The organism is Paenibacillus sp. MAH-35, assembly GCF_058135425.1.
Window position 1 is genome coordinate 51,173 of the sequence record NZ_JBYUPU010000002.1, and the last position, 14,542, is coordinate 65,714.

Annotated in this window: 10 protein-coding genes; 5 read left to right on the forward strand and 5 right to left on the reverse strand. The window is 55.4% G+C overall.

What is annotated here, in order from left to right; translation table 11 throughout:
* Positions 1–92: 92 nt before the first annotated feature.
* Positions 93–395: a hypothetical protein gene (locus tag AC3Y2E_RS02035; RefSeq protein ID WP_379206603.1), complete on the forward strand. Its 303-nt coding sequence runs from the start codon at positions 93–95 to the stop codon at positions 393–395.
* 453 nt (positions 396–848) lie between these two features.
* Here the strand turns inward: AC3Y2E_RS02035 and AC3Y2E_RS02040 are convergent, their stop codons facing one another.
* Positions 849–1,907, reverse strand: coding sequence for a 2,3-butanediol dehydrogenase (locus AC3Y2E_RS02040; protein ID WP_379206605.1), 1,059 nt, complete (start codon positions 1,905–1,907; stop codon positions 849–851).
* A 253-nt stretch (positions 1,908–2,160) separates the two neighbouring features.
* Here AC3Y2E_RS02040 and AC3Y2E_RS02045 point away from each other — a divergent pair, with 253 nt between their 5' ends.
* From AC3Y2E_RS02045 to AC3Y2E_RS02060, 4 genes are read left to right on the forward strand one after another with little or no spacing between them, the layout of a single operon-like run.
* Positions 2,161–3,753, forward strand: coding sequence for a spore germination protein (locus tag AC3Y2E_RS02045; protein WP_379206607.1), 1,593 nt, complete (start codon positions 2,161–2,163; stop codon positions 3,751–3,753).
* A 46-nt stretch (positions 3,754–3,799) separates the two neighbouring features.
* Positions 3,800–5,014: a Ger(x)C family spore germination protein gene (locus tag AC3Y2E_RS02050; RefSeq protein WP_379206609.1), complete on the forward strand. Its 1,215-nt coding sequence runs from the start codon at positions 3,800–3,802 to the stop codon at positions 5,012–5,014.
* Complete coding sequence (locus AC3Y2E_RS02055; RefSeq protein ID WP_379206611.1) at positions 5,011–5,241, forward strand: hypothetical protein; 231 nt, start codon at positions 5,011–5,013, stop codon at positions 5,239–5,241. Before AC3Y2E_RS02050 ends, AC3Y2E_RS02055 begins: the two co-directional genes overlap by 4 nt.
* Positions 5,242–5,293: 52 nt before the next feature.
* A complete protein-coding gene (locus tag AC3Y2E_RS02060) occupies positions 5,294–6,430 on the forward strand; it encodes a GerAB/ArcD/ProY family transporter (protein WP_379206613.1) in 1,137 nt (378 codons plus the stop codon).
* Positions 6,431–6,562: 132 nt separating this feature from the next.
* On the opposite strand, the gene AC3Y2E_RS02065 is transcribed toward AC3Y2E_RS02060, so the two are convergent.
* The 4 genes from AC3Y2E_RS02065 to AC3Y2E_RS02080 form a co-directional block, all read right to left on the reverse strand.
* Positions 6,563–9,028 (reverse strand): FtsZ/tubulin family protein, encoded by a 2,466-nt coding sequence (locus AC3Y2E_RS02065; RefSeq protein ID WP_379206615.1) that lies wholly within the window; start codon positions 9,026–9,028, stop codon positions 6,563–6,565.
* 730 nt (positions 9,029–9,758) lie between these two features.
* Positions 9,759–12,521 carry a GAP1-N2 domain-containing protein gene (locus AC3Y2E_RS02070; RefSeq protein ID WP_379206617.1) on the reverse strand — a complete coding sequence of 921 codons (2,763 nt, stop codon included), beginning with the start codon at positions 12,519–12,521 and terminating at the stop codon, positions 9,759–9,761.
* Positions 12,518–13,795, reverse strand: a complete 1,278-nt coding sequence (locus tag AC3Y2E_RS02075) for a TRAFAC clade GTPase domain-containing protein (RefSeq protein ID WP_379206619.1) — start codon at positions 13,793–13,795, stop codon at positions 12,518–12,520. Before AC3Y2E_RS02075 ends, AC3Y2E_RS02070 begins: the two co-directional genes overlap by 4 nt.
* 14 nt (positions 13,796–13,809) lie before the next feature.
* A complete protein-coding gene (locus AC3Y2E_RS02080; RefSeq protein ID WP_379206621.1) occupies positions 13,810–14,448 on the reverse strand; it encodes a hypothetical protein in 639 nt (212 codons plus the stop codon).
* Positions 14,449–14,542 lie beyond the last annotated feature (94 nt).

The following is a 14,542-nucleotide window of genomic DNA, read 5'->3' on the forward strand; positions in this document are numbered from 1 at the left end:
TCAAAATTTTTCAGCTAGTAGCGTGCAAAATATGGCTTAGATCCGAACACCTCGAAACCAAAATTCGGGAATACAAAAAGGACGGTGATAATATGTCGTTATCCAAGCAAACATTGGAGCTAAGCTTTAAAGGAAAATCCGTTGTGGAGCTTGAAGATCTCGTCCATCTTATTGAGAACCACATTGGATATCAAGTTCAATTAACACCTAAGGAAGAACCGAAAGTGTTGACTGATACACAAAAAAAGAGGCTGACGTCCATCATTTTCAATGATCCAAACGTGATTAACCAGCTGGCTCAAGCTGAAAAAGATCGACAAAATGGCGTTTCGACCTACAGTGACGATGAAGAGGAGTTTTCGCGATTACTATCTGAGGTCAAGCATGACTTATAATAATCGTTACAAGGTTCTCTGGACAAGTTATGCCCGTGCAGCACTCGCGCGGATGCAGCCATTCAGAGTGATCCGATGAATTCGAAGAACGAAAGCTATCTTAGCTTCCCAGCCTGATCACAAAGCTTATGGAATATCTGAGTTCCCCGGTTTTTCATTTAACGGGTACTCATGGACTGTTGTCGGTAACGTTGTCGTCTACAAAATTGCTCATTCTTTGCGAGAAGTTTATGTGGACGCTTGTTTGTTCGCGAATTCCGGATCTGCCCATCATATCTTCTGGGGAATTGATCCCGATGATGAATAAAAAACCAAGAACAAGCTTGCAAAGCTTATTTTTGGTTTTTTTAGTTCCTAGTGGCTGCCGAGTACCCTATCCAAAGTTAGTGACCAGACAAAAAAGCCCCGCTCCTTCACACTTAAGGAGCGGGGCTTTCCGCAAGTAAATCCGCCTTACGGCTGAGGATTCACCAAAATTTTGATTTGACTTTTGTTTTTCGTCAGCGCCTCGAACCCTTCGGTTACGATATCGTCGATGGCGATTTTTTTCGTAACGAGCTCCAGCGCCTGAATTTGTCCGTTCGCGATCAGTTGGATCACTTGCGGGAAAATGTTGCGATACGCGATAATGCTCGTCATCTTCCGTTCCGTCAGAATAAGACCGTTCAGCGGAATGCTGGCCGGCTTCTCCCAAATGCTGATGTTGACGATATTGCCCTCGGAGCGCGTCGATAAAATAGCCGCGTTGATTGTCTGCTCGATCCCCGCAACTTCGTACGCCACGTCAACCCCCAGCCCGCCGGTATGCGAACGGATCGTCTCGACGGTGTCGCATTCCTTCGGGTTGACGATTACGTCCGCGCCTACCTTGCGCGCAAACTCCTGACGCTCCGGAGACACTTCCACGGCGATTATTTGGCTCGCGCCTGCCGCCCGGGCCGCCTGAATCACCAGAAGACCGATCGGACCGGTGCCGAATACGGCTACCGTACCGCCGATCCGCAGATCGCTTTCGCGCACCGCATGTACGGCTACGGCCGCGGGTTCGACCAGCGCCGCCTGCTCCCATGTCATATGATCGGGAATCAGGTGAATCATGCTTGCCGGAACGACGCTATATTCCGCAAAGCCGCCGTAGCCGCCCGACAGTCCGACAAAACCCAGCTTTTCGCAAACGTTATAATGACCTCTTTTGCAAGAAGCGCACTCCCCGCAATGATAGATCGGCTCGATGCATACGCGGTCGCCCGGCTTCACATTCGTGACGCCTTCGCCCACCTCGACGACTTCCCCTGCGAATTCGTGGCCCATCACGACCGGCGCTTTGTCTTTAGAGATCGGATGAGGCTGATCGACCGGAATAAAGATAGGTCCCGCCAAATATTCGTGCAGGTCGGAGCCACAAATGCCGCAATACGCGACCTTGATCTTCACTTGTCCCGCTTGCACTTGGGGGACCGGAATATCTTTTACTTGAATGTTGCGAACGCTTTGCCACAGTGCTGCTTTCATGGATTACACCTCTCTGGTTGTTTGTTTTGGTTAGGACACCATGGTACTACAGCACTAGTATGCACGGAAGTGATTTTTCTCACAAAGCTAAGCTGAACAAGCGGGACATGGGCACCTGCAGCAAAACGCCCGCAAATCAAGCTGCTTGGCCGATGCCGCCGCCGCGTATCAAAACCGCCTGTTTGGATAAAAATAACGGCGCAAGGCAATCATGCCAACCCCTAACTTGGACTAGCAGGAGGAGAGCCGGTTTATGCGTTTGCTTCACAAGCTCAAACGTCTCTTCCATAAATCACCCTCCCCGTCCCGCCAGCAAACGGAGCCATCCATGCCCGCCAGCCGTTTGCATCGGAGGCTACAGCCGAATCTTCGGTATATCCGGCAAGTTCTCGGAAACAGCGGCGACCTGATCATCCGGGAATTTCCGGTCGGACCGGACGCCCGGCTGCACGCCGCGATTTTATATACGGACGGTCTTGTGGACGCGCCTTCGGTACAAAGCTTTATCCTCGAGTCTCTTATGACCGATCTGGACAAGGCGGAGCTGGAGAAAGCGATTCGCACGGGACGTAACGTGCTGCACTACTTGAAGGATCATGCGCTTACCGTAAGCGGAATTCAACCGCTGCTTGACTGCGACAAGCTGTTTAACGCTTTATTGTCCGGCAGTGTCATCTTTTTACTGGACGGCTACGACGAAGGCTTTGCCATCGATTTGAGCAAGCACGAGCATCGGCAAGTTTCCGAACCGGCCGTAGAATCGGTCGTGCGGGGGCCGCGGGAAGGCTTTACGGAAAATTTGCGAATCAACACGGCGCTTGTCCGCCGGAAGATCAAAGACCGGAATTTATGGATGGAGAACCGGACGATCGGCACCGTGACGAAAACCGAAGTCGCCGTCATGTACATCCGCGGAATCGTGAACGGGCAGATCGTGGAAGAGGTTCGGGCAAGGCTGGACCGGATCGATATCGACGGCATCCTGGAGAGCGGATATATCGAGGAGCTGATTCAGGACGAGACGTTTACGCCTTTTCCGACCATCTACAATACGGAACGGCCTGACGTAATCGCTGCGGAGCTGCTGGAAGGCAAGGTTGCCATCTTCGTCGACGGCACTCCGTTCGTGCTGATCGTCCCCGCCCTGTTCGTCTCGTTTCTTCATTCCGCCGAGGATTACTATCAGCGTGCCGATATTAGCACCTTGCTGCGGATGATCCGGTATGTCGGTTTTTTTACCGCTTTGCTCGCCCCGTCGCTTTATATCGCGATTACTACGTTTCATCAGGAGATGCTGCCGACCCAACTGCTGATCAGTCTAGCCGCCCAGCGCGAGGGTATCCCGTTTCCGGCGTTCATCGAAGCGCTGATGATGGAGATTACGTTCGAGATCTTGCGCGAGGCCGGACTGAGGATGCCCCGGGCGATCGGTCAGGCCGTCTCGGTCGTAGGCACGCTGGTCATCGGGCAAGCGGCGGTAGAAGCCGGCATCGTCTCCGCAGCGATGGTTATCGTCGTATCGATAACGGCGATCTCGAGCTTCGTCTTTCCGGCTGTTAATATGTCGATCTCGATTCGGATGCTGCGCTTTCCGCTGATGATTTTGGCCGCTACATTCGGCTTGTTCGGCACGATCTTCGGGCTGCTTGCGCTTGTGCTTCATCTGTGCAGCCTTCGTTCGTTCGGCGTGCCTTACATGTCGCCGTTCGCCCCCTTCCATCTGGAGGAACAAAAAGATACGATATTCCGGCTGCCGCTCTGGATGATGCACAAACGCCCCCGGTCCATCCGCCCGGGAAACGCCGTCCGGCAGCAACCGGCGCCTGCCCCGAAATCCAGGCCGTAGCCCCAGCATTAACTCGGTGGCCGATGCCGGGAAAGGAGTACCGCGGATGAAGCCTGCTACGGTTATAGCCGTATTGTTGACGGTCGTCCTGCTGTCGGTCACGACTGGCTGCTGGAACCGCAAAGAATTGAACGATCTGGCGATTACCGCCGGACTCGGGATCGATTTGACGGATAACGGGGAGTACCGCGTCTCGGCTCAGGTCGTCAAACCCGGCGAAATTACGAAGAGCAAGGGCAGCAGCCTGAGCTCGCCGGTGCTTCTGTACAGCGAAACCGGAAGCACTGTATTTGAAGCGATCCGCAAGATGACGATCTCCAGTCCGCGAAAAATATATTTGGCGCATCTGCGCATACTCGTCATCGGAGAGAAGCTGGCCCGGAAAGGAATCGGAGAAGCGCTGGACCTGGTGTCCAGGGATCAGGAGCTGAGAACCGATTTCTTCATCGTAGTCGCCAAGGGCGGCAAGGCCGAAGATGTGCTGAAGGCGCTGACTCCGCTGGACACCATCCCTTCGGTCAAAATGTTCAATTCCTTGGAAATATCTGAGAAGGTATGGGCCCCTACGGCGAAGGTGACGCTCGACAAGCTGGTTACCGCATTTGCAAGCACAGGCCGGCAGCCGGTTTTAAGCGCGATTCAATTAACAGGCGACAAAGAAATCGGCAACCAAACGGCGAACCTGGAGCGGATCGAGCAGGCGGCCTATCTGAAGTACACGGGTCTGGCCGCGCTGAGGGGGGATAAACTGGTCGGCTGGCTAAACGAAAATGAGAGCAAAGGGCTCAATTACATGCTCGGCAATGTGAAAAGCACCGTCGGATTCGTAAACTGCCCGGGCGGCGGGAAAACGGCGATGGAGGTCATCCGGACCAACTCGACATTAAAAGCACGTATCGTAGACGGAAAGCCAGTCGCGGATGTAGTCGTCAGAATGGAGACCAACGTCGGCGAAGTGATGTGCAAAATCGATTTGACGAAGGAAGAATCGATACTCGACCTGGAGAAACGCTCCAATCAAATGGTCAAGTCGTTCATTGCGGCCGCTCTTCAACAAGCCCAAAAACAGCTGAAGGTCGATATTTTCGGATTTGGCGAGGCCGTTCACCGCGCCGATCCGAAGGTGTGGAGACAGCTGGAGCCGGATTGGGACCGGCATTTCTCGAACATGCAAATCCATGTGAAAGTCATATCCAAAGTACGTCGCGTCGGTACGACGAACAACTCGTTTCTGAACAAGCTGAAGGGGGACCCCGGATGATTGTCGCTTCCATCATCGCTTCCGCCGTCCTGATCGCTTTGCTCGAAGCTCCGGCGTTATGGCGCAAGCAGTCTTGGAAAGAGCTGTGGACCGTCTGCGTTCTGCTGTCGGCCGGAACCTTATTAAGCGTCGCGCAGGCGCTGCATATGCCGATTCCGAACCCGGTCGGCTGGATCACTATTATATTCAAGCCGGCCAGCGAGGTTGTAACCCGATTATTATCGTGAGCGCAGACAGACCTCAGTCCGAATAACGCTGGCACCAAGAAGGGAGGGGCTTATGCCGAACAAAAACGCGATCAGCCTGCGGCAGTTCACCGTGCTTGTCCTGCTTATGACCGTGGGCGACTCCCTTCTCGTTCTGCCGGCTATTCCGGCATCCGAAGCGAAGCATGATGCATGGATATCGGCGCTGGCCGGCCTCGCTTTCAGCTTGCCGATCCTTTGGCTGTTCGGGGTCGCGAACCGGCGTTTTCAAGGACTCAGCCTGATCGAATATGTCCATGAACGGTTTGGCCGAACGTTTGGAACAGTGTTGGGACTTCTGTTCCTCATCTTTCCGCTCACCTGCTCGGCCGTTCAAATCCGCGAAATCGGAGATTTTATGATCACGCATATTTTGCCGGAGACGCCGATTCAAGCGATTCATCTGCTGTTTATTGCCGTCATTTTGTTCGGCGCCGCACAGGGCCTTGAGCCGATCGCACGTACGGCGGAAATATTGTTTCCCTGGTTTCTGCTGCTGTTTACCACATTCGTTCTTTTTCTATTCCCGCAAATCGACTTCAGGAACATCCAGCCGGTTTTGGGGGAAGGAGTCAAGCCTGTGCTGCGCGGAGCTCTCACAGCTGCCGCGTTTCCTTACACGGAGCTTGTGATTCTGCTCATGATCGCCCCCTACGTGACCAACCGCGAGAAGGCAGGCAAAAGCCTGATCGTCGGCGCCGTGCTTGGAGGGTTGGTGCTGATCACGGTCGTCTCGTTATGCATCTGTGTTCTCGGACATTATGTATCCGGCAGCCAGCTGTATCCCACGTATACGCTTGCCAAGAAAATAAGCGTTGGCTTGTTTCTGGAGAGGCTGGAAGCGATTATGGCGATCATGTGGTTTATCAGCGCGTATTTTAAAATTACGATATACGTCTATGCGCTTCATCTGGGGATCGCGCAAACGTTCAAGCTGAACGGCTACAAGCCGCTTCTGCTGCCCGGGGGCATGCTGCTCGTGTCCCTGTCCATCGCCATCGCCCCGAATATCGTCCATTTCCAGACGTTGATCACCCGCTACTGGCCGTATCTCGACTTTTTGTACGCGATTGTGTTTCCATTAGTGGTTATAGGCGCCCATGCGTTGCGAAAAGCCGAAAACAGCGGACCCGGCGGAGCCGCAGGCAAGATGAAGCCGGAAGCCCGGTAGCAGTGCCGCTTAAGAAAAGCCGGACAAGGCGCGGGTAACCGGGGGCTCGATCAAAACGATCGATTGTTCGTCCGTCCCCGTTCCGTCCTCATCCGGCGGTGCTGCAATCCGTATTATGGCAAGAGCGCGATCTTAGCGGTCAAATGTGAACACCGATGTGCAAAGCCCCTCTATGCTTACCTCGCGCCGTAAACCGGATGATCCGGTATCGGTTACGGTTATGGTGCAGTTCGAGACGCTGCGGGCTTCATTCGTCACATAAACCCGGGCGCCGGACACGGTCACCGTCAAATTGTATGGAGCCGGTAAAGACTCCGGCAGCTCAAGCCGGAACCGGCTCGCGGCATAGCCGGCATAACCGGCCTCGACCGTTCCGGTGCGAACGACATGACCGGCGTCCACGCGTTGTTCCCCTTCGAACAGTTGGACGCTGCGGCCGGCTCGCGCGGCTGTCACTCGATATTCCGTCCGTCGTCCGCTTAAATTGACGAAGATCATGTAGGCATCCGTCTCCGCTACGATGCAATCGTCCATTCGTGCCGACAAAAGGCGGGTGGCGTTAGCCGACTCGCGGGTCAGCTCGGCCGAGGCGTTCGGAAGGGCCAGTACGGCAAATACGGGAAGCTCGGCCGGTCCATCGAAGAGAAGCCCGCTTCTGGCATTCAGCGTCAGAACGTCCTCCACGCCTTTCCACTTCGCATACTGGTGACGATTCCAATACGTAACGTTGTCCGAGCCGATTACGACGTATCCGATCTCCCCGTTAACGTTGATGTAAGGGACCGGTCCGAACGATTCGACGATGTCGGGGTCCTGTCCGTAATAGCCTTCAAACTGCTTCGTTCTGCCGGGAACGGTCACCGTTTTCGAGCCGTCCGCATAACCGGGAAGCGCGGAGTAACGCTCGTTGCGGATGCCGATCAGGCCCGTCGACAGCCTCTTGATCGTGCAGGGCCGCTGGACGCGAATGCGTTCGGCATAGAAGCTTCTCCCGTCCGGAAGCGACACGAAGCCGATACGCTGGAGCAGCTTGCCTCCCTTGCCGCGCTGAAGCTCGGCGACAGCCCCGAAGCCGTCGCTGAACCGGTGCAGATGCTGCTCGTCGCATTCGACCGGCGTCGTCTCATTGTACGCCACACCCGGTTGTTCCCCTTCGAACTCGACCTCGCCGATGAAGCTCGAATATGCGGGCGTGACGCTCCACACTCCGTTCCGCGGCAGGGTGATCGCCATGACGTGATTGCGCCAGCTGAAGGCGGAAAACGATGCATCCGTCCGGTGAACGATCGAGCTGCCGTACGGGTAGTAGTGAACTCCGTTGACAGCCTCGCTTAAGTCGCTCTCTCCCGACGGCTCCGTCCCCGCTCCGCCGAAACGGTGCAGCAAGTATGCGATCAGCACACTATGCGCGCAACCGAATTCCATCTCCTTGGCCGTCTGATGGCCTTCGGTCACGATGCATGCTTCCCCGTTCTGCTCCAGCAGGCAGCCTCTCGTATTGCTGATCTGCAGCTTCTCGACGAATTCAAGCGCCGTACGTTCAAGGGCGGCGGCGTCCGGGTTGCCGTGCAGGACATGGATAAACGCATGGCACATCATCGAAGCGTGATGAAGATTATACCACCAGTCCTGCCCTTGGATCGGCACCGGGATTCCGTCCGTATAGCTCCACAGCTTGATCGTCCGCTCGTACATCGGCACGTTGCCCACGGTCAACTGTTCGGGGACCGGACTTCCCGCCATCATCTCCAGCAGCGCATACAACCCGCGCAGCGAGATCCCTGCCATCATATAGGAAGGATGGACGAATGCATGGTTTTCCGTCGTATAGTCCGGATGAAACGTAACCGTGGACACTCCTTCGGTCCGCTTCACGTTATCGCCCGGTGTCGTCACCGAATTGCGCGCCCAGCGAAGCGCCGCTTGTCTCCACTCTCCGCCGCGCGGATGGTCGGGCAGCAGGGCGGCGGCGGCGCCGATTCCCGACGACGTCCAGCCGTTCTCCTCGCACTGCGTGTCGAAGTAGACGCCGGTGCCGGGTTTCATCGCGCTATAGCAGTCGGCGTAATATTCCAGAACTGTCTCCATGAGCCGCTTGGTTTCCTCGTCCAGCTCGTCGTGAAGGAGCCAGGCTGCGCAAGCCATCGCGTGTACGACCGTCCCGGTCTGGCTCGCCCGGAAGAACGTATCCCCCCGTCCTCCCCACTTTTTTCGGCTGCAATGCGGATTCGGCCCTTCTACTCGAACACATTCCTCCGGACCCGTATCATGCGTAAAGCCTAAATAGCGGATGGCCCGGATCGCTTTGCTTCGCACCTCCTGCTGCGGCATGCCGGTAACCGCTTCGTCGTATTCGGGCATCGTGCCGACCGCCGCGAATACCGCAGCTGTGTAAGCGCTCTCGATACCGTACCAGTAAGAGCCCCCGAAGAAATGTCCGCAATTCTCCCGGTCCGGCCAATCCGCGTATTGTTCGTTGGCATACCGGGTCCACTTCAGCAGCACCCGGGACAACCGGCGCGTATATTCGTTCTCCCCCGCCCTTCCCCAATCGATCGGCGTCCACGCCGCCCGCGATGCCGTTTCGTCATTCGGCATGATCTCATCTCCCATCCCAACTCTTTTCGTAGCGTGAAAAGCCATCCGGCACATTGCTGTATTTTACTTGTTTGCGTACATATAGGTTCGCTCCGCCGAAACGAAGTCCTTCCGGGGTTGGAATAAAATTTGAGGGGCATGCCGGTTGCCGGTTTTATTATTAGGCTGCGCCTGCCTGTGCGGGGAATCGCTCGACATGTGCGAAGGACTTTTTACGATAGGCACCTCACATTACGGCAAAAAATCGTCGGTTTTGCATTCATTCGGAAATGTGTTAGCCTGCCACAACTTAGAGATAAGAGTCTTTGTGCAGGACGAAGTATAAAAAGCAGACGCCTCCTAACGTTGATCGGCTTCCGCGATAAACGGCCCTACGGCGCTTGGTGCCTATTATGAAAGCTTCTAACGAAGTCTTTGCCGCGTCGCGAGGAATGAGTCTGCGTTTAAGCAGAGACTTTTCTTAATAAAGAATGTTTCACTCCACCACTTTAATGCTTTAGTAAAACTTTTTAATGATAAAAAAACTGCTTGAGCAACGAATGCCCAAGCAGTCTATTCTGTAACAACGCCATGGTCCGAATTGTGCGAGAAGCACCAACGGATTCCGTCTATCACGTTACGCCCCGGCGCAAAAGTCATGTACCGCCTGCCAATCTACCATCGCCAGCTGCAGCGGTACGTTAGCTGCATTCGACCGGAAACGGCGGAAGCCAGTTAAGACGAAAACCGGTTAAGGCCTGCCGGTACCGGTACTTGCCCCGGTCCCAGTTGGGCCCATACCTGTTGCACCTGATCCGATTCCGCCGCCGCCACCTGCGCCTGTTGAGCCCGTTCCCGTCCCCGTGTTGCTTCCGGTTCCGGAACCCGCGCCGGTGCCGGCGTCAGCTCCACCATTGCTTCCGGTGCCGCTGCCATTGCCGATTGGCGGCTGGCCGCTCAGCGGCGGCACGATGGTCGTGCCTCCCGGCGAAGTGCCGCTGCCGGACGGCGTTCCGCTTCCGGGCTGGCTGCCCGGCGAAGTGCCTGTTGACGCGCCGGTACCCGACTCCGTCCCGGGAGCGGGAGGGCCAAGCAGCGGATCGTTCTGCCCGGTGTCTCCGCCCGGCACCTGCTGCACCGGCTGGACGGGCTGGAACCACGTCTGGTACCCGACGATTCCGATCGTCACCAGCACGGCCACTCCAGCGAATATGCTTCCGAATTGAATGAGCATTTTCCGGTTCCCCTTCATGAACCGGATGAGCGGATTCGCCTGCGCCAGCCGGATATCAGCCAGCACTTTCCGCATGGAGGCGTTCGGGATGCTTTTCAGCTTCAGCCAGACGTTTTTCTTATTCAAGGCTCCGCGGTCCGACCTGAGAAAATAACCGCGAAGCGCCGCTTCGTATTCCTTCGTCATCGCCATGTTCGGAAGGTGAAAATAAGCGTATCCGGCCGACCAGTGGATAAAATCATAAATCTCATCGGCGTGGTCCGCCTCCTGCCGGATGTACGCAAGCATCTGCATAAAGGCGAAGGAGCATTCGCCTGGCTCCAGCCCGTTCTCATAGAAGGCGTACGCGATCTTCTCGTAGTTTTCCGGGCGGGCCCGTCCCTTCAACACTCGCTGCAGCAGCGCTTGAAGCTGATCGAGCTCCTTGGGCATAAGCCGGCTCAGCACCATGTAGCTCTCGGCTTCCTTCGAATTGACGTTGCGCAGCAAATAGGAAGCGCATTGCAGCGTATGGAATACGGCCTGATCTCTCGGACCCAGACTTTCGGTCAACACGTGAGAATGATTGCCCAGCATATATTTCATGCTTTCCAGCTGCTGCAGCGTGACTTGGTCCAGATCGATCTTGCCGATAATCGTTTTCTGCGCGTGCACGTCCAGATCGTTATAAAAACGCTGCAGCCGCTTCGTGTTGCCGGTATCGCTTTTGTACAGCATATCCAAAAACACGTTCAGACTACCGCCCGACGCGATCCGTTCGCGGTCCTTCTCGAGCAGCTCCTTCGTTCTGCGCATCAGCTGTTCCTGGAAATAAGCGGAGCCGACCGCATCTTCGATATGTTTGAGCCAAAACGAGATTTCTTCCTGCAAAGCCTGCATCGTGCCCGCCTGCTGAATCCGGTCGAGCATATACGCCTGCAGCACAGGCGCGAACTGCTCGGTGGCAAGCATTTTATGGGCAACGGCCTGAAACAGCTCCTCGTGCTTGAGGACGGCGTCGAATACCCGGTTCGGATAACCGCTGTCTTCGTGGAAGTTCCAGCCGTTATAGAGCAGCTTGATCAGCGAAAACACCAGGTTTTCCTTTAAGCCGCCGATCCGGTAATAGTCGATCATCGCTTCCACGTAACCGAGCGACAAGATATGGCCTTTGCCGAACAGCGAGATTTCGCGCTCCGCCAGTTGCCAGAACAGCTCGTCCAGCCGCGGCTTGCTCTCGACATTCCGATCGTTCAGATAGGTCAGGATGCTAGTAACGATCGCTTCCTTCTTCGATTCATAAATATCTTCGCCGCCCTGCTCGATCTGGTACAGCACGTTCAACTGATGATAGGCCGGCAGCGATGCCGCCGTCTGAGCGTCCACGTCTTGAAGCGCTTCTTCGGCGAAATCGAAAAAAGCTTCCAGCTCCGCAGGCTGTCCCCGGTACGCCCAGGCAAAATCCAGATAAGGCATCTCCGCCCCGGGAGGCTCCGTATTGACGAACCTGCGATTCGGAAAATCGAACAAGTAATCCTTGTCGATCTGGCGGTCGCCGGCCCGGATGCTGCTTTTCTCCACTACCATCACGTCGATATACTTCTTGCCCTGCGGCTCGTGCGAATACGTCGTAAAGCCGAACTTGCGGCGCATTCCATACGGCAGGCAATGATACAAAAGCTCAAGCAGCTGATTCGCATACAGCGAACTTTCGGTGACGTCTACGTCGAGCGCAATGTACACCTTTTTGTTGCTGGAGATGGACATGCATACCGACCAGAGCAGCTGTTTAAACAACGCTTCGTCGATTCCGAGCCGGTCCAGCATATGCTGCTGGCCTGTTACGTAGGATTGCTTGTCGTACTCCAGCTCGTCCAGCTCGGGGAGCTCCTTGATCTCTTCGTTATATTTGCTTGCAAAGCCGGTGATCCGGAAAATCGAGTTCGGCAGCCGGTACACCGACTCAGCTAGCTCCTGCGGGACGATGTAATGGTGCAGAAACACGGTATCCCGCTGCCCTGTAAAATCCGCCCCCGCAAATACGCCCCGTCCGATGACGAGCTCCCCGGTTTCCGCCGTAAATACGGTCAGCGATTCGGGATACTTCGACACGTCCTCTTCGCCCCGCTGCCGCAGCTCCTGCGGAGCATGATACAGGCAAAACGGATGAAGCGTCTTCTTAATGAAGTTGTTGTCTAGAGAGGGGGATTTGGCCACCGTATCGAGCCCTTCGTTCGTCCGGAACACGCCTGACCGGCCGCGCGTATAGTATTGCTGCTGGATTTTCCCGCTCTGGCTCAACTGCCTTCGCCCCCTTCTCTCCCCTCGATATAATTCAGCTTGTAGAGCAGCCATACGAAGGGCTCGTCAACGCGCCACGGATTCACGACCCCGGTAATTTTCCGGTCCACCGGGTTGGACCCGAGCGCCGATACGGCAAAGTAGGCGGTATCTGTAAAGTAGACGTCCAACGCGTCTTTGAACGGCCGGTCGACCTTCTCCAGAAACCGGCGTATTTCGCCGTTGATGTTTTCAAATTCGGTCATATTCAAATGCTGCCGATGAATCACGTCGCGGAATACGTTGCTGTTCGAGCGGATGTACTCCCCGTCTTCCTCCTTCAGATGCTGCAGCATATCGCTTTTGGTCAAAACAACGGCGGTCGGGATGTCGGTTTTGGCTTTGTCCTGATGCCCGATAAAATTTTCAAACATCGTAATAGCGACCTCGCGGGGCTCGTCGTAACGGCTTGCGAATTCGCCGGCCTGATTGCCGACGTTCAGCAGCAGCCTGTCGCGGATCGTTTTAATTTGCAGCGGATCGACCATGAACAGAATGCCCGACGAGTTTTTGATATGGGCCGCGTACAGGTCGAGCAAATCGCGGTCGGTCATAATCTCGCCGGCGACATCAAAGAAGACGAGCGTGAGCGGAGCTACGTCTTCCCCTTTGAAGACGAACTGGAAAATAAACGGCTCCTGCTTCTCTTCCTTCTGGGTCATTTCCAGCATCGTGCCCCGTTCGAATATCGGCTCCTCGTAGTTTTGCCGGAACCGGCGGCTGATCTCGGCGTTAAGCGGGATGCAGGCCGCATTGAAATTCGAGGCGGTGGCGTGCTGCAGCGTATGAATGAGCGAGGTCATGTACACCGATTTGCCGACCTGGGAAGCCCCGACGATTGAGATGATGTTGCTGGCGACTTTCCCCGACGTGATCGGAAGCTCGTTATGACAATTGGGGCACAGCCGCTTTCGGGTTACCCGGCCATAACGGTCGTTTACGCCGACCAGCACTTTGCCGGAATAAATTTTGGATTCGTCCGGGATGGAGAACGGCTCGATAACCGCTTCGATCTCATCGATCGGGGACAGATTGAACCGCCCGCGGTATTTGTTCAACGCTTCGTCTTCCTGCAGCGCGTAATCCTGATCGTCCTCTACGTGGTGCGCCGCCCGGAACACTACAGCATCGGGATTAAATTTGCTGAAGCAAAACGGGCATACGATCGGATAAAACTCGGGTTTTACTTTCTCCGGCGGCTTCTTCTCAAACATTCCTTTCAAAAACTGCAGCATGCTTCGTCCACTCCTTATTCCGGTATGAGTTCGAACAGCTCGCCGTACTTTTTACCGTCTGTAAAAAACAATTTGATCCGGCTGTTTTTCGGAATTTCGATGTCCGGCAGCACGTTTCGTCCCGGCTGAATATCGTCGATGAACGGATACACCGTTCCGTCCTCCGGATGTAGCGGCATCCCGCCTTCTTTCAGGACGTAACACAACGCTTCCTTCGGAACGGCAACCTCGCTCGTCAGCTCGATCCGGACCGGCTGGTATTTGCGGAACAGAGCCATGCCGGTTTTGATCGAATACCGGATTCTGGCTTTGGCGGCAGCGAACCGGATGAGGTTGTCCCCGTCTTCCTGACGCAGCACGACAATGCCTTCCGGTTTGCGCACACACGGGTAGACGCGATATGCATAATGTCCGATCCCATCGAGGCGTCCACGGTACCCCGCCTTCGCTTTGTACTCCTCGCGCGTATACAGCTTCATCGCAGCCGGCAGCCGCTGTTCCGGAGGTTGCTCCGCCTCGGCCGGGAACAGGTACACATAGACGAAGTCAATACCCGCCGGCCATTTCCACGTCAACACACTCTCGTTGCCTTGTACCCGGTGACGCATCTCGGTGATCCGGCTTGTCCCGGACAGCTCGTCGCTCCATTGCATCCGCGCGTTCCTCCTTCTTGGAGAGATGACTTTATATAACTCGCTTTTTAACTAAGTAGGTTCCTAAATACATGCTGCTTATCCATGGAGTACA